Source organism: Achromobacter sp. ES-001, from assembly GCF_019448355.1.
In the GTDB taxonomy this organism is placed as follows: domain Bacteria; phylum Pseudomonadota; class Gammaproteobacteria; order Burkholderiales; family Burkholderiaceae_B; genus Achromobacter; species Achromobacter spanius_B.
Genome location: NZ_CP079940.1, coordinates 3158405 through 3174378 on the forward strand (window position 1 = coordinate 3158405; position 15974 = coordinate 3174378).

Sequence of the window (15974 nt, forward strand, 5' to 3'; positions counted from 1 at the left end):
CGAAGCCCACCCCCTGGAGGCCAACCCCGGCATGAAGCGATTTGCAGCGCTGTATCAGGAACTGGACCGTAGTACCGCCACCTTGGACAAGCGGGCGGCGCTGGTCACGTATTTTCGCGACGCACCGCCGCGCGACGCCGTATGGGCGCTGTACCTGCTGGCGGGCGGCAAGATCACCAGCGCGCGGCGCAAGATCGCGGGGTCGGCCGAATTGCGCGCGTGGATCTCTGCCGCCTCGGATACCCCGGCGTGGCTGGTGGACGCCAGCTACGACCAGGTCGGTGATCTGGCGGAAACGCTGGCCTTGTTGATGCCCGGCCCGGACCCCGCCCATGCCGACCCCGAGCGCGGCCTGGCCGACTGGATCGAAGAAGTGCTGCTGCCCATCGCCAACCGCGACGAGTCCGAACGCCGCGACATCATCGTGGCCGCCTGGCGCGGCATGGGGTTGTCGGAAAGGCTGGTGTTCAACAAGATGCTGACCGGCGCACTACGGGTCGGCGTGTCGCAACGCATGGTGCAGCAGGCGCTGGCCGAAATGTCGGGGGTGCCCATCGCCCGGATCGCGCAGCGCATGCTGGGCACATGGACGCCCAGCCCGGCGTTCCTGCGCGATCTGCTCAGCGCCGAGGCGCTGCCCGGCGACCGCCAGCAGCCGTACCCGTTCTTCCTGGCCTCGCCACTGGAAGCGGACCCGGCCACGCTCGGCACCATCGACGACTGGTTGATCGAATGGAAGTGGGACGGCATCCGCGCCCAGCTCATTCGCCGCCATGGCGAAGTGGCGCTGTGGTCGCGCGGGGAAGAGCGGCTGGACGGAAGGTTCCCCGAAGTGGAGGCCGCCGCGCACGCCTTGCGGGTGGACTGCGTGCTGGACGGCGAACTGCTGGCCTGGCAGGAAGACGCCGCCGGCCCGATGCCGTTTTCCGCATTGCAAACCCGCATCCAGCGGCTTAAGCCCGGCCCCAAGTGGCTGGCGGAAGCGCCCGTGCGCATGCTGGCTTATGACCTGCTGGAGCTGGATGGCGCCGACCTGCGCGAGCGGCCCCAGTCGGAACGCCGCGCCATGCTGGAAACGCTGCTGCGGCAACACCCCGACCCGCGCCTGTCCTTATCGCCGGCGGTGTCGCCCGCCAGTTGGGAGGCGGCCGCCGCCTTGCGCAGGGAATCGCGCGAACGCGATGTCGAAGGCTTCATGCTGAAACGGGCGTCGGCCCCCTACCAAAGCGGGCGCCGGCGCGGCGACTGGTGGAAGTGGAAGATCGACCCGCTGACCATCGACGCCGTCCTGCTGTATGCCCAATCGGGCCATGGCCGCCGCAGCACGCTGTACACCGACTACACCTTCGGCCTGTGGCAGGGCGATGCGCTGGTGCCCATCGCCAAGGCCTACTCGGGCCTGGACGATAAGGAAATCCTGGAGCTGGACCGCTGGCTGCGCGCCCACACGCGCGAACGCTTTGGCCCCGTGCGCTCGGTGGACCCGGTGCAGGTGTTTGAACTGGGGTTTGAAGGCGTCAACCTGTCCAAGCGTCATAAATCGGGCGTGGCGGTGCGCTTTCCGCGCATCCTTCGATGGCGGCGCGATAAGCCCGCGGATCAGGCCGACCAGCTGGACACGCTGAAGGCGCTGGCGCGATGACGGCACCCCCGCGCGGCTGGGACGCGCCGCTGTCGGCCTGGTTCAAAGCGCGCGGCTGGCGCCCGGCGGCTTTTCAGAAAGAGACCTGGAAGCGTTACCTGGCAGGGGAATCCGGCCTGTTGCATACCCCCACCGGCAGCGGCAAGACGCTGGCGGCGTTTGGCGGGCCGATGCTGCAAGCGCTGGCCGATCGGGCCGGTGCCACACCCACGGCCGGCGCGGGGCCGCGCGTGCTGTGGGTGACGCCGCTGCGGGCGCTGGCCACCGACACGGCGCGTGCGCTGGCCGACACGGTGGCGGACCTGAACCTGGGCTGGACGGTCGCCTTGCGTACCGGCGACGCCAGCGCCCGCGACAAACGGCTGGCGCGCCAGGGCAAGGCCGATGTGCTGGTCATCACCCCCGAATCCCTGGCGCTGCTGTTGTCGTACGCGGACGCGTCGTCGCGCTTTCGGGCGCTGCGGTGCATCGTGGTGGATGAATGGCACGAGCTGCTGGGCAACAAGCGCGGCGTGTTGTTGCAGCTGTGTTTGGCGCGCCTGCGGCGCCTGTCGCCCGACGTACGCATGTGGGGCCTGTCCGCCACGCTGGGCAATCTGGACGAAGCCCGCGACGTGTTGTTGCCGCATCAGCCGAACAGCGCGGTGGTGTCCGACGCACGGCCGCGCAAGGTGACGCTGTCCACCTTGCTGCCCGAGCGCAGCGGCGCGTTGCCGTGGGCGGGGCATCTGGGCCTGTCGCAACTGGCGCGCGTGTACAAGCGCCTGTTCGACGTGCGCGCCAGCCTGCTGTTCACCAACACCCGCGCGCAGGCCGAGCTATGGCATCGTGCGCTGGAATCGATCTGGCCCGAAGACCCGGCCACGCTGGCGCTGCACCACGGCTCGCTGGACCCCAAGTTGCGCACCCGCGCGGAACAGGGCCTGCGCGACGGCAGCATCCGCTGCGTGGTGGCCACGTCCAGCCTGGACTTGGGCGTGGATTTTCCGGCGGTGGATCAGGTCTTGCAGGTGGGCAGCCCCAAAGGCGTGGCCCGGCTGCTGCAACGGGCCGGCCGCGCCAAGCACCGGCCCGGCGAATCCGGCCATGTGGTGTGCGTGCCGGCGCAGGCGCTGGAACTGGTCGAATACGCTGCCGCCCGCCAGGCCATCGCGCGCGGCGATATCGAGTCGCGGCCCCCGCCGCGTGGCAGTCTTGACGTGCTGGCCCAGCACGCCGTCACGCTGGCATTGGGCGGCGGTTTCCAGGCGGACGCACTGTACGAAGAGGTGCGCGGCACGCACGCCTATGCCGCCCTGGACGCGCCCACTTGGCAGGCTGTGCTGGACTTCATCGTGCAGGGCGGCCGCGCCTTGTCGAACTACCCGGAATTTCGCCGCGTGGAAAAGGGGGACGACGGCTGCTACCGCGTGCACGACCGCCGCATCGCGCTGCGCCATCGGCTGTCCATCGGCACCATCACGGCCGACGGCGCGGTGTCGGTGAAGTACCTGCGCGGCGGCAGCCTGGGGTCGGTGGAAGAGGGCTTTCTGGCCCGGCTGCGCCCCGGCGACCGCTTCCAGTTCGCCGGCCGCACGCTGGAGCTTGCGCGGCTGGAAGGCATGACAGCCTACGTTCGGCGTGCCAAGGGCGGCGACGGGCCGGTGGCCACGTGGCAGGGCGGGCGCATGCCGCTGTCCACCCAGCTGGCGCGCGAAGTGCAAAGCCTGTATGCCGATCCCGGCGATCACCCCGAAATGCGCGCCGTTGAGCCGCTGCTGCGCATCCAGCGCCAGGCCAGTGCGCTGCCGGCACCGGGCCGCCTGCTGGCCGAACAGATTGCCACGCGGCGCGGCATGCATCTGTTCCTGTTCCCGTTCGCGGGCCGCGCCGTGCACGAAGGCATGGCTGCCATGATGGCGCTGCGCTGGGGCCGGCGCCATCCCAATACCTTTTCCTATACGGTCAATGACTACGGCCTGATGCTGACGCTGGCCGAGCCCGCGCTGCTGGACGACGCCTTGCTGCACCAATTGCTCAGCGCCGAACATATGGCCGCCGATTTGCGCGACGGCGTGAACCTGGGCGAACTGGCGCGGCGGCAGTTCCGCGAGATTGCGCGCGTGGCCGGATTGCTGACGCCGTCGCTGCCGGGCAGGGCCGCCCGTTCGTTGCGCCAGGTGCAGGCGTCCAGCGGCCTGCTGTACGACGTGCTGCGCCGCTACGATCCCGACCATCTTTTGCTGGCGCAGGCCGAACGCGAGGTGTTCGACAACCAGCTGGAAGCGCCCCGGCTGATGGCGGCGTTGCAAGATTGCCAGACGCGCGCGCTGGACCTGTGCACGCCGCGCGCGCTGACGCCGCTGTCGTTTCCGCTGTGGACCGAAAGCCTGCGCGGGCAACTCAGTACCGAAACCTGGCAGGCCCGGGTCAAGCGCGCGGCCGCCCAACTAGAGAAACGCTATGCCCGAATTGCAGGATGACCCGTCGGCGCACGCCTTGCCCACGACGCTGGCCGGCGAGCCGGTGCTGCTGCTGGGCGAGCGCGCGTTGTATTGGCCGGCGCGCGCGCGGCTGGTCATCGCCGACCTGCATCTGGGCAAGGGCCACGTGTTTCGGCAGGCCGGTATCGCCGTGCCGCGCGGCGCGACGCAGGCCGACCTGGACCGGCTGACGCGCCTGGTCCATGACACGGGCGCACGGCAGTTGTGGATTGTGGGAGATGTGCTGCATGGGCCGATGTCGCAAGCCGATTGGCGTGTGGACTGGGCGCAATGGCGGCGCGCCCACGCGGGGCTGGACGTGGCGGTGCTGATCGGCAATCACGACTGCGCCCTGGAGGGCGATGCGCTGGGCATGCGACAACTGGGCGACGAGCAGGCCGACGGCCCGTTTCTGTTCCGGCACCTGCCCAAGCCCGACGCGCAAGGCCGTCATGTGATCGCGGGCCACGTGCATCCCAAAACCCGATTGCCCGGCGTGCCCCGCCATTGGCCCGCATTCTGGCTGCAAGCGGGTGTCACCGTGCTGCCGGCGTTCTCGGATTTCACAGGGGGCCACGCCGTGTCCGTGCAAGCGGGGCAGACGGGGCGGACGGGGCAAGGCGGACAGCAATTGGCCGCCTGCGTCCACGGCAGCGTGGTGCCGATAGGCTGGACGCCACCACGCGCGTAGTCCAGTGGTGTAGTCCAGTCGTGTAGTCCAGTCGCGTGGCCCACTCGCGGAGCCCACTCGCGGAGCCCCGTCGCGTCGTGCCGTCGCGTCGTGCCGTCGCGTATCCCCCCGGCCGACCCGGCACTTATTACCGCCGTTGTAAGAAGTGCCGGGCAGGGCAGCCCCCCAAAAACCGGCCGGCCCCGGCAGCCGAAACGGACCCTGTGCCCCCCGCAACGCATGTTGCCCCGCTGCGCGGCACACCACTTGCTGCGTACCCGGCAGGCGCCCGCACGGGCCACACCCCGGTTCGTGCGAGGCAGGACCCACCTTCACAGGAGACTCACAATGAACCGTGACCCCAGGTACACGCCCCGGTATGACGATGACTTCGAACGCGATCCGGGCGCCGACGCCGGGCGGGGTGATCCGTACCGGCAGGCCCACCAGCGCGGGCGCTCGCAGGGCGACCCATATCGTGATCCCAATCGTGACCCCTATCGCAATCCCGGCTCCCAAGGCCAAGGGCGGGGCAACCGGGGCGCGGGCGACCAGGAACCCTGGCACGACCCCGCACCCTCGTACGGCTACCAGGGCGATGGCAATCGGCCCGCGCCTGGTGCACGCGAGTCGCGCGGCGGCCTGCGCAGCCGCAGCGCCGATCCCGGTCAAAGCAGCTACGGCGGGTTTCGCAACGAAGACCCGTCCTACCAGCGTGAACAGGTCTATGGCTCGCGCAACCCGTCCTACTCCGGCCCCACGTCCTATGGCGATGAAGAAGGCGGCTACTACGGCGACCGCCCGCGTTGGGGCGACGAGACCGGCGTGTCCTTCGAAACGGCTGAACGCGGCGGCTACAACCGTGGGCCCACCGCCTGGCGCGACCGGGGCTCGTTTCGCACCGACCCCAAGGGCTACACCCGGTCCGACGAGCGCGTGCGCGAAAACGTCTGCGAATACCTGGCGCACAGCGGTCTGGACGTCAGCGACGTGTCGGTCAGCGTGACCGATGGCCGCGTCACGTTGGAAGGCACCGCGCCGGACCGCCGCACCAAGCACCGCATTGAAGACTGCACCGACGCGTGCGCGGGCGTGCAAGACGTCGACAACCGCATCCGCATCGCGGGCAAGGGCGGCGCCGGGGAATCAACCGCCACCGGCGACACCGCCATTGGCGGCGGCCGGGAATAACGGCGCCACGCCATGAACGCCGAGCCCACCCCCACCCACGGCGCTGACGGGGACATCGACCCCGATCAGCAGCCCCGCGCGCTGGACGACTGCCGGCGCTGCGGGCTGTGGCGCAACGCCACGCAGGCGGTGGGGGGCGAAGGCGGACGCCGCGCAAGCATCATGCTGGTCGGCGAACAACCCGGCGACAAAGAAGACCTGGCCGGGCTACCTTTCGTTGGCCCGGCCGGCGCCTTGCTGGACAAGGCCTTGGCCGAAGCCGGGGTAGAGCGCCAGGCCGTCTATGTGACCAACGCCGTGAAGCACTTCAAATGGCAGCTGCGCGGCAAGCGCCGCATGCACAAGTCGCCCGCGCAGGTCGAGATTCGCGCCTGTTCGTACTGGCTGGATCAAGAGCTGGACGACATCCGGCCCAGCGTCATCGTGGCGCTGGGCGCAACGGCCCTGGGCGCCGTCATGCAGGACGCCAAGCGCACGTTGAAGGACGCGATGGGTCACGTGATGACGCGCGGCAACAGCCGGGTGCTGGCCACCTACCATCCGTCATTTGCGCTGCGCAGCCCCAGCCACGACAGCCGGGACGCCGCCTACCAGGCGATCGTCAAGGCGCTGGCGCGCGCCAAGCGGCTGGCCGACGAAGGCGGGTAGCGCAGCGGCCGGCACCAGCCATACGCGCCAAGCAACAAGTCCAGCAACAGGCCAGCAACAGGCCAGCAACAAGCCAGCAACAAGCCAGCAACCCGCCACAAGCCACCCGCGACAAACAACAACCCATCTGCCTAGCCCTAACGATCAAGGAGGATCGACCCCATGAAATTCACCAAAGCCACCGGTGCGCACACGCAAGGCGACGCTGTCCTGTTCAACATGGAAACGGCCGGCGTCACGCGGCAATTCGAGATCTCGGGCGACGTCTTGCGGCGCCGTTTCGGCGCGGCGGACGACACCGCCACCGAACTGCTGCACGCGTTCGAAAACGCCGCCCAGGCGCTGCAAGACGCCGCCCAACGCGCAAAGGGGGTGCCCGCCGACGGCCCCATCCAGTTGGGCGAGGGCGATTTCGCCTGACGGACTCGCGGCGACGGCGGGCAAACATGGACATCCAGGCACCACCGAACGCGCCGTCGATCTGGGTGATCGGCGACGTGCACGGCTGCGTGGATTCGCTGGACGCCTTGCTGGCACGCCCCGAGATCGCCGATGACCCGCATTGCCGCCTGTGGTTCGTGGGCGACTTGATCAACCGGGGTCCGGATTCCGCTGCCACATTGCGGCGCGTCATGGCGCTGGGCGAACGGGCCACAGTGGTACTGGGCAATCATGACCTGCGCGCGCTGGGGATTGCTGCCGGCTGCATCCGCCCCGGGCGGCGCGACACATTGGATGAGCTGTTCGCCTCACCCGACGCGCACGAGCTGCTGCACTGGCTGCGTCAGCGGCCCCTGATGCACGTGGAAGCCGGCCATGTGATGGTGCACGCCGGCATCTACCCCAGCTGGGACGTGCGCACCGCCCAGGCGCTGGCGGATGAAGCGCAGGCGCCGCTGCGCGGAGATCGCTGGCGGGCCGTCATGCACGCATTGCACGGCGGCTCGCCGCGCGCCTGGTCGCCAAAACTGCATGGCGACTCGCGGCTGCGGTTCATCGTAGGCGCGTTCACGCGCATGCGGCTGTGCTCGCGCGATGGGGCCATGGCGCTGGGCGCCAAAGCCACCCCGGGCCATTGGCCGCAAGGCACCTTGCCGTGGTTCGACGTGCCCGGGCGGGCCTGCGTCGACACCCCGATCCTGTTCGGCCATTGGGCCACGCTAGGGTTATTGGTACGCCGTGACGTCACCTGCCTGGACACCGGCTGCGTGACGGGAGGCGTGCTGACGGCGCTGCGCGTGGCCGACCGAAAGTTGTTGCAGGTGGGGGCGGAAGCGTTGCAAGTCTAAGCCGCCGCGTGCCCGCTATTCGAAGCTATTCAACATTGGACAGGGTCTGTAAAAACGCCGCGATGTCGCGCGCGTCCTGTTCGCGCAGGCCCAGGGCCGGCATGGCAGTGCCCGGCTTGATACGTTGCGGATCCAGCAACCACTGCTGCATGGAGTCAGGCGAATTCGGCACAACGCCGGCGATGCGCGAACGGTCCGCCATGCCATCCAGCGACGGGCCAACATAGTGGCGCGCACCCGGCACGCCGGGGATGGCGTGGCAGGTCACGCACAGATACTGCTGCAACGCATCGCGCCCGGCCTTGGCGTCGCCCAGGCGCCTGTCGCTTGGCTGCGCCTCTGTAGGCGCAATCGACGCGGAGGACGCCGCGCCCGAAGCCGGGTCGCCAGGCGGTGCGGCGTCGCGATATTGCTGCGGCGATAGCGTCGGCAACACCCGCAGGTATCCCACCACGTCCCAGATCTGCTCGTCCGTCATGCGGTACTGCCAGGCGGGCATGCCGGTCATCTTTATGCCCTGGCGAATGATCCAGAAGACCTCGGCCGCCGGACGCTCCCGAGCGCTGGTCACCAGCGGCGGGGGCGGGGGATTCAGCCCCAGCGCATAGGGTTCGGGCCCCTGGCCCGGCCCACCGTGGCACTGCGCGCAATGCGCGCGGTACAGCGCATCGCCGCGCCGTATGCGCTGCGGGCTGTCCAGGTCCGGGACCTTGATATCCGCCGACCGCAACTTCACCGACCGCGTGGACGCCACGTCCAGCAGGGCATAGACGGGCATGGTGTGCGGGCCGGTGGCGCTGACGTCATACCAGCCGAAGTAGACAACCGCGCTGCCGACCGCCGCGCCCGCAACCGCCAACGCGGCGACACACCAGGCAGCGATACGTGGCCAGCGTCTCATTGCGCCTCCTGTCCCTTGGGCAAGCTCAGCAAGAACGCCGCAATGTCTTGGGCCTCGGCCTGGCTCAAGCCGACGTTCGGCATGGCGGTGCGCGGATTGATGGCGGGTGGGTCCATCAACCAGCGGACCAGATTGGCGGGCGTGTTGGGCAGCAGCCCCGTCAAATAGGCCTGCCGCCCCAGATTGTCCAGGGGCGGCCCCACGGCGGATGCCGGACCGCGCACCGTCGGCACGGCGTGGCAGGCCAGGCAACCGTGCTTGGACACCAGCTGCCGCCCGCGCGCCGCGTTGGCAGTGCTGGGCAGGGCGTCAGCGGACAGGTTCTGCGCCAATGGCGGACGCTCGTCCCCGCACGCCGCCAGCAACGACAGCGCGGCAGCGCCAAGCAGGATGAGGGGAGGGCGAGCGATAAGGCGCAAGAGGGTCTGACGTCCAGCGGCTGAGATACCTGCCAAGCGCCAGCAAGTGTCGTTCCTCGTGGTCGGCATCGCTTGCGCGGAAGGTCCGATGTGATGGCGGGACCGCCGCACGCTACGTTCACCGTTTCATAACGAGAAACCCAATGATCAGCATTCCCAACAGGGTCCCACCCAACGCCAACGCCGCGCGTTCACCGCGTTCGGCACCGTGGAAATACAACGCGCAGCACACTGCGGCGGTGATCACTATCAGGACCCCCAGGACGAAAGGGCGCCAATGACTCCGTAACGCAAAGCACGCCCCGCGCATGGCAAATCTGAGTTTGCTCATGGGCTCTTGCGAAATTTGAAGACCGGGTGTCGATTGTGCCAAATGCGCCACCACTGGAATAGTGTTTTCCACTGATCGCGCTAATTGTTTTCCCCTAGTGCCCGCCGTGTCGACTCTATACAAGACGCGATATGCAAGCCCCCGGGTATGCCACATGCTGACGCGCGGCATGGCCGCCATCCTTTCCTACGTGCTTGCCACCGCGCAGGCGGATTCCGCCGGGACGCGCTTGCCTGCTGCAATTTCGCGCGGGCCGGCGGGCGACGGCGCGCATGTCATTGCCGACATCAGCCAAGTCCTGTTCATCGGCGCCACGGCGATTTTTGTGGTGGTGTTCGCGTTGGTGGCCGTGGCGCTGTTTGGCCCGGCCGCCGCGCGTCGGCGTCTGTCCAGCCCCGCACTGATCGTTGGCGCGGGCATTGCGTTTCCCGTGGTCGCGCTGACCGCGTTGCTGGTCTACGCGTTGAGCACAGGGCCTTCCATGGCCGGCGACGGCGCCAAGCCTGCGGTGCGCATCGCCGTCAAGGGCGAACTCTGGTGGTGGCGGGTGCGCTACCACGACGCGTCGGGAGCCGTCTTGTTCGACACCGCCAACGACATTCGCATACCCGTTGGCGCATGGGTTGAGTTCGAGCTGAGTTCCGACAACGTCATCCACAGCTTCTGGGTGCCCGAACTGGCGGGCAAGCTGGACATGATTCCCGGCCGCGTGAACCGCCTGCGGGTACGCGCGCAGGCGGCAGGCACGTTTACCGGGCAATGCGCCGAATATTGCGGCGCGCAACACGCCAACATGAAGTTCAACGTGGTGGCGTTGGAACCCGACGCGTACCAAGCATGGCAAGACGCACAGGTGCGGCCGGCTGAGGTGCGGCCGGCTCAGGTGCGGCCGGCTGAGGCGCCGCCGGCCGAGGCGTCCGCGCCCACGCTGCATCAGGGCGCGCAAGTCTTCCAGCAAGCGTGCGCGCAATGCCACACCGTGCGCGGCACGGCGGCCCGGGGCACGCTGGGCCCAGACCTGACCCACGTAGGCAGCCGCCTGTCACTGGCAGCCGGTGTGCTGCCTAACAACGTAGGCGCGCTGGCCGGGTGGATCGCCGACAGCCAACACATCAAACCGGGCAACCCCATGCCGTCCTTCAACCAACTGCCAGGCGAAGATCTGCGCGCCGTGGCCCGCTACCTGGAAAGCCTGAAGTGAGCGAAACCGCCCAGCCCCCCGCGACCGCCACCCCACAAGCGCCACCCGTGGGCGCCTTGTTGACGCCCAAGCTGCCCAATCCTTCGCCGCGCCCGCAGGAAGAAGAGGGGGCGCTGTTGCGGGCGTGGTGGCGGCCCAGTGGCTGGCGCCTGGTTACCGTGGTCGACAACGCGTCGATCGGCTTGCTTTATATCGCCACGGCCTTTCTGTTCTTTCTGTTGGCCGGCGTGCTGGCGCTATTGATGCGCACACAGTTGGCCGCGCCCGACAGCCACCTGATCGGGCACGCGCTGTACAACCAGCTGTTCACCATGCACGGCACCGTGATGATGTTTCTGTTCGCCGTGCCCGCCGTGGAAGCCATCGCCGTATTGTTGTTGCCCAACATGCTGGGCGCGCGCGACCTGCCGTTTCCCCGGCTGTCGGCCTATGCCTACTGGGCCTATGCGGTGGGCGGGCTGGTGTTTTTTTGCAGCATCTTCTTTGGTCTGGCGCCCGACGGCGGCTGGTTCATGTACCCCCCGCTGACCGGCTCGCAATATTCGCCCGCCATGAACGCGGACTTGTGGCTGCTGGGCATCGGCTTCATCGAAATATCGGCCATCGCGGGGGCCATCGAGCTGGCCGTGGGCATTCTGCGCACGCGCGCGCCGGGCATGAGCCTGGACAAGATGCCGATCTTTGCGTGGGTGATGCTGGTGTTCTGCGGCATGGTCATCATTGCGTTTCCCGCGGTCATCGTGGCCACGGCGCTGCTGGAACTGGAACGCGCCTTCGACATGCCGTTCTTCATCACGCAACGCGGCGGCGACCCCTTGCTATGGCAGCACTTGTTCTGGTTCTTTGGCCACCCCGAGGTCTACATCATCTTCCTGCCCGCCGCCGGCATGGTGTCGATGATGGTGCCCGCCATGACGGGCGTGCCGCTGGTGGGCTACCGCTGGGTGGTCATGGCGGTGGTGGGCACCGGGTTTCTCAGCTTCGGCCTGTGGGTGCACCACATGTTCGCCACCGGCATCCCGGCGCTGTCGCTAAGCTTTGCGTCGGCGGCAAGCATGGCCGTGTCGGTGCCCACGGCCATCCAGGTATTCGCCTGGATCGCGACGATAGCGGCGGCGCTGCGCTTGCGGCCTTTGAAGACGCCGATGCTGTTTATCCTGGGGTTCTTCTTCATCTTTGTGCTGGGCGGACTGACCGGCGTGATGGTGGCCGTGATTCCGTTCGACCTGCAAGCGCACGACTCGTATTTCGTCGTCGCGCATTTGCACTATGTGCTGTTCGGCGGGATGGTGTTCCCGCTGTTCGCGGCGTTCTATTTCTGGACGCCGCTGGTCAGCAGGCGCGCCTTGTCCGAACGCCTAGGGCGCTGGGCATTCTGGTCGATGTTCGTGGGCTTTAACGTCACGTTTTTTCCCATGCATTTCACGGGCCTGGCCGGCATGCCGCGCCGCGTCTACACCTATGCCGACAGCCAAGGCTGGGGCCTGCTTAACATGGTGTCCACCGTGGGCGCCTACCTGATCGCGGCCGGCGTGCTGGTGTTCATCTGGGACCTGGCGCGCAACTTCCGCCCGGCCATCGGCCGTAACGCCGGCAACGTCTGGAACGCGGGCACGCTGGAATGGCTACCCAGCGAAATCTATGGCGTGCGCAGCATTCCACGCGTGACCTCGCGCGAACCTCTATGGGACCAGCCTGGCCTGGCGCGCGATGTGGCCGCTGGCCGCTATTTCTTGCCTTCCGCACCCTCGGGAACGCGCTCAACGCTGGTGACCAGCGCCGTGGACGCGCAGCCCGATTACGTGTTGCCGCTGCCCGGCCCGGGATGGTTGCCGCTGTTGGCCGCCCTGGGCACGGCAGGATTCTTCTTGCTGCTTACCTTCAAGATGCATGCGTTGGCAGCGGCCTGCGGCGTGCTGGCAGTGGCATCGTTGTGGCGTTGGTTGTGGGACGCCGACACCGGGCCGGACTACGCGTCCGTAGACATCGGGGCGGGCGAGCGTGTGCCGATGATGTGCTCGGGCGCGGCTTCCCATTACGGCTGGGCCATGACGCTGCTGGTGATCGTCTGCGCCAGCATTTTCGGATCGTTGTGCTTTGCGTATCTATTCCTGTGGACCACGGCGCCCGGCGCCTGGCCGGACGTCGCGGAACTGGCCGGCGTGGGGCGCCCCGTGCTATCGGCCTGCCTGCTGTTGGGCGGCTCCGCGCTGGTGGCGCGCTGCGGGCATTGGCTGCGCGTGAAACAGCATGGCCTGTTCAGGGCCGGCATGGTAACGGGCGCGGTGTTGCTGGGCGTGGCCTCCGGGCTTGAGCTCCATGGACACTGGGCACATGGGCTGCGGCCGCAGGCCTCTGCCTATGCGGCGGCCGTGTACGCGGTGTCTGGCTTGCAGGCATTTTTTGCATTGATCGCCATGACGATGGGCGCGTTCACGGTGGCACGCTCGGTTGCGGGCCGGCTGTCCTACACGCGGCGCGCCTGCTATCACGCCACGATGATGATGTGGCACTACACCGTGGCACAGGGTCTGTTGGGGTTGGGGCTGATGCACGCCTTTTCCCGGCTGGTGGGGTAGGGCGATGAAGCTGCCTCTGACCCCGCGCCTGACCTCGCCATTCGGCCGCGACCTGTTGCTGCTGATTGCCGGCCCCCTCATCTGGATGGTGCACTTTCTGGGTATCTACATCGTCAACGCATTGGCATGCGCGCGGCCCGCTTCCGCGTTCGCGATGCAGGCGGGTGGCCTGCCAGTGTCGTCCTGGGTAATTATTGCCGCCAGCGTCGCCGCGTGGATGGCAATGGCGGTGGCCGCGCGCCACGCGGCCCGACGGTCCAGACGTGAAAACGCCCCGGACGGCGCGCGCTTTCGCGCTTGGCTGACCGGGGCGTTGTGCGTGTTGTCGGCGTTGGCGGTCGTTTGGCAGACCGTGCCGGTTTTCCTGGTTGCCGCCTGCGGCTAGCGGCCTGGCGTCAAGGCTACTTTTTCACGCCTTGTTCCAGCGTCTTTGCCATTTGCAGATGCTGCTGCAAGGTGGGCAGGGTTTCGGTCGCGAACTGCTTGATCTCCGGGTCCTTGGCATTCTTGGATGCGTCTTCAAACAGCTTGACCGCATCTTCGTGCGCCGACACGCCCACGCCTTCGGCATAGGCCTTGTCAAACCCGTCGTCGCGCATGCCCAGCGTCTTCAGCTTGGCTTGCTGCATCAACGACGGCTCGGTCGGCGCGTCATAGCCCTTGCTCTTCGCCAGGCTGGCCAGTTTCTCTCCGGCCTTGCCGTGGTCGTCGATCATCTTCTGCGCAAAGCTCTTGATTTCAGCGTTCTGCGACTTCTGCAGGGCAAGCTTGCTGCCTTCCACTTCCATATGACCCGACTGTGCGGCATTTTCCAGAAAATCGCGGTCTTTGCTGTCCAGCTTGGAATCGGCGGCCATCGGCGTGGCGGGCGCGGCGGGCGAAGTCTGCTGCGCAACAGCAGCGGTGCCGACACCTAGCGCGGCAACCGAAAGCAGGGCGGCGGTAAGGGTGCGAGTTTTCATGTACGTCTCCCAAGGGGTGGCGCGGCGCGCCGTTGATAAGAACTACCCTTGTGCTATCCAGCAAACCGCGTTCCCGCCGTCATGGCTTGTTCTCGGATTCCTCAAGCGTGGAATTCTCCGGCACGGGATGTTCGGTCTGGTTGATTACGCTGAATTCGCCGGTGGGTTCCAGGTACGCGCGCTTGACGCGGCTGATGTCGCCCACGCCTTACAGGCGCAGTTGTTCCATCAATTCGCCCCGGCTGATGTGTTCGCGCTTCAAACCCGCCACAAGGATGCGGCCATCGCGGATCAGGCAGATACGCTGCGGTTCCAGAAAGCGCTGCATGGGCGGGATGTAATAGCACAGGCGATCCAGCAGATAGCTCCACCCGACAATCGTCGTGACGACGATGATGCCGTCTCCCATGGAATAAGAATCGCCCGACATGGCATTACCCGCGGCGTCGGCCACCAGCACCAACACCAGCATGTCCGCCACGCCCAACGAGCCCATGTCGCGGCGCCCCGATATGCGCAGCAACGCGTACAACACCCAATACATGGTGGTGCCGCGGACAATCATTTCCGCGAACCCGGCTTGAAGCGCAAAAATTTCAGCAATATCCGACATCGTGGCGACAACACCTAAGCCGCGCTGGGGCGGCGATGCCGAGGAAGCAGCAAATGTTGTGCCTGTGGGGGGTGGGGGCCGTGTGGGCCCTGAGATACGAGTTCAAATACGGTCTCAAATACGCGCGCAGATCCGGGCTTGACTGCGCGCGCATAGACGCCGCCCGCCTACGCGCTGCTGTCGGCCAGCAGGGGTTGCGCAGGCAACGCGCCGCGCAGGGATTCCAGCAATACGCGTTTGTTCTCCCGGCTTCGGTAGGCGTGTTCGCGCATCAGATTTTCAGCGCGGACCGCTTCGCGGCGCGAGATGGCGCGCAACAGATCTTCGTGATCGGCTTGCGCACGCAGCACAAACGGCGTTTCCAACAGCGAAGGGGTCGACGGCAATGTCAGCGCGGCGGGGCCTGCCAACGGCGTCTTGTTGTTGTGTTCGAGCGCCGATAACAAGGCGCGATTGCCTGCGGCGGCGCACAAGATTTCGTGGAACCGGCGGTTGATTTGCCCCCAGGCGCGGGCGTCGACCGTGGTGTTGGGGTCGCGGCGCGCCGGGGCCAACAGCGCGCGGCCTTCATCCACCGCCTGCGTCAGTTGATCCAACACCTCTTGCGAAGCCCCGCGCTCAGCCAACAGCCGCGCCGCCATCCCTTCCAGCACGCCGCGCACGTCTACGGCGTCGCCGATCTCGTCCACGGTAAAGGCCCGCACGCGAAAACCCCGCGAAGGCAAGCGTTCAAGCAGGCCCTCTTTTTCAAGTTCGGTCAGGGCAATGCGCAGCGGGGTGCGCGAAACGCCCAGACGCGCCGAGAACTGCAACTCCACGACACGCTCGCCGGGCTGCAACGCGCCCGAAAGCACCATGTCCCGAAGTTCTGAAATGACTTTATCGATCTGAGCGGCCATAGAGCGGTGGCAAAGGCTGAAGAGTGTCGGAAGGGCTCAAGTGTACCCAGAAAATTGCATGCAATCGGACCGATAAAAACAGATTGCGTATTGCGAATCCTCGAAATTGCATGCAATAATTCGGAAAAACAACGGAAGGCGGGCAAATAACCCGCCCAATGCATGCA

The 15974-nt window shown here is 67.1% G+C and carries 16 protein-coding genes; 10 read left to right on the forward strand and 6 right to left on the reverse strand.

Annotated features, from left to right (window positions below; translation table 11 throughout):
• Positions 1–31 precede the first annotated feature (31 nt).
• From KYT87_RS14310 to KYT87_RS14340, 7 genes are all read left to right on the forward strand, one after another.
• On the forward strand, positions 32–1642 hold the full coding sequence (locus KYT87_RS14310) for an ATP-dependent DNA ligase (RefSeq protein ID WP_219992519.1): 1611 nt from the start codon (positions 32–34) through the stop codon (positions 1640–1642).
• Entirely contained in the window at positions 1639–4104 is a 2466-nt protein-coding gene (locus KYT87_RS14315; protein ID WP_219992520.1) for a ligase-associated DNA damage response DEXH box helicase, read from the forward strand. The genes KYT87_RS14310 and KYT87_RS14315 overlap by 4 nt, the downstream gene beginning before the upstream one ends.
• Positions 4085–4795 carry a ligase-associated DNA damage response endonuclease PdeM gene (pdeM, locus tag KYT87_RS14320; protein ID WP_219992521.1) on the forward strand — a complete coding sequence of 237 codons (711 nt, stop codon included), beginning with the start codon at positions 4085–4087 and terminating at the stop codon, positions 4793–4795. The genes KYT87_RS14315 and pdeM overlap by 20 nt, the downstream gene beginning before the upstream one ends.
• Positions 4796–5122: 327 nt before the next feature.
• On the forward strand, positions 5123–5965 hold the full coding sequence (locus tag KYT87_RS14325; protein WP_046805683.1) for a BON domain-containing protein: 843 nt from the start codon (positions 5123–5125) through the stop codon (positions 5963–5965).
• A 12-nt stretch (positions 5966–5977) separates the two neighbouring features.
• The gene (locus KYT87_RS14330; RefSeq protein ID WP_120155623.1) at positions 5978–6613 is read left to right on the forward strand and encodes a UdgX family uracil-DNA binding protein; all 636 of its coding nucleotides are present in this window, start codon (positions 5978–5980) and stop codon (positions 6611–6613) included.
• Positions 6614–6775: 162 nt separating this feature from the next.
• Positions 6776–7033 (forward strand): DUF1488 family protein, encoded by a 258-nt coding sequence (locus KYT87_RS14335; protein ID WP_046805685.1) that lies wholly within the window; start codon positions 6776–6778, stop codon positions 7031–7033.
• Positions 7034–7059: 26 nt separating this feature from the next.
• Positions 7060–7902, forward strand: a complete 843-nt coding sequence (locus KYT87_RS14340; protein WP_219992522.1) for a symmetrical bis(5'-nucleosyl)-tetraphosphatase — start codon at positions 7060–7062, stop codon at positions 7900–7902.
• 25 nt (positions 7903–7927) lie between these two features.
• Here the strand turns inward: KYT87_RS14340 and KYT87_RS14345 are convergent, their stop codons facing one another.
• Complete coding sequence (locus KYT87_RS14345; RefSeq protein WP_219992523.1) at positions 7928–8803, reverse strand: c-type cytochrome; 876 nt, start codon at positions 8801–8803, stop codon at positions 7928–7930.
• On the reverse strand, positions 8800–9222 hold the full coding sequence (locus tag KYT87_RS14350) for a cytochrome c family protein (RefSeq protein WP_255594118.1): 423 nt from the start codon (positions 9220–9222) through the stop codon (positions 8800–8802). The genes KYT87_RS14345 and KYT87_RS14350 overlap by 4 nt, the downstream gene beginning before the upstream one ends.
• Before the next feature lie 485 nt (positions 9223–9707).
• On the opposite strand from KYT87_RS14350, the gene KYT87_RS14355 reads away from it, so the two are divergent.
• From KYT87_RS14355 to KYT87_RS14365, 3 genes are read left to right on the forward strand one after another with little or no spacing between them, the layout of a single operon-like run.
• On the forward strand, positions 9708–10754 hold the full coding sequence (locus tag KYT87_RS14355) for a c-type cytochrome (protein ID WP_255594119.1): 1047 nt from the start codon (positions 9708–9710) through the stop codon (positions 10752–10754).
• Positions 10755–10801: 47 nt separating this feature from the next.
• A complete protein-coding gene (locus tag KYT87_RS14360) occupies positions 10802–13333 on the forward strand; it encodes a cbb3-type cytochrome c oxidase subunit I (RefSeq protein WP_219992668.1) in 2532 nt (843 codons plus the stop codon).
• Between the two features lie 4 nt (positions 13334–13337).
• A complete protein-coding gene (locus KYT87_RS14365; RefSeq protein ID WP_219992525.1) occupies positions 13338–13718 on the forward strand; it encodes a hypothetical protein in 381 nt (126 codons plus the stop codon).
• Positions 13719–13734: 16 nt separating this feature from the next.
• Here KYT87_RS14365 and KYT87_RS14370 read toward each other — a convergent pair whose 3' ends face one another.
• The 4 genes from KYT87_RS14370 to KYT87_RS14380 all read right to left on the reverse strand — a co-directional run bounded on the left by KYT87_RS14370 (position 13735) and on the right by KYT87_RS14380 (position 15807).
• Complete coding sequence (locus tag KYT87_RS14370) at positions 13735–14295, reverse strand: DUF4142 domain-containing protein (protein ID WP_219992526.1); 561 nt, start codon at positions 14293–14295, stop codon at positions 13735–13737.
• 79 nt (positions 14296–14374) lie between these two features.
• Positions 14375–14500 carry a hypothetical protein gene (locus KYT87_RS29810; protein WP_255594120.1) on the reverse strand — a complete coding sequence of 42 codons (126 nt, stop codon included), beginning with the start codon at positions 14498–14500 and terminating at the stop codon, positions 14375–14377.
• A gap of 3 nt (positions 14501–14503) precedes the next feature.
• Positions 14504–14860, reverse strand: a complete 357-nt coding sequence (locus KYT87_RS14375; RefSeq protein ID WP_255594121.1) for a DUF421 domain-containing protein — start codon at positions 14858–14860, stop codon at positions 14504–14506.
• Between the two features lie 215 nt (positions 14861–15075).
• Complete coding sequence (locus KYT87_RS14380; RefSeq protein ID WP_104145486.1) at positions 15076–15807, reverse strand: GntR family transcriptional regulator; 732 nt, start codon at positions 15805–15807, stop codon at positions 15076–15078.
• Positions 15808–15974 lie beyond the last annotated feature (167 nt).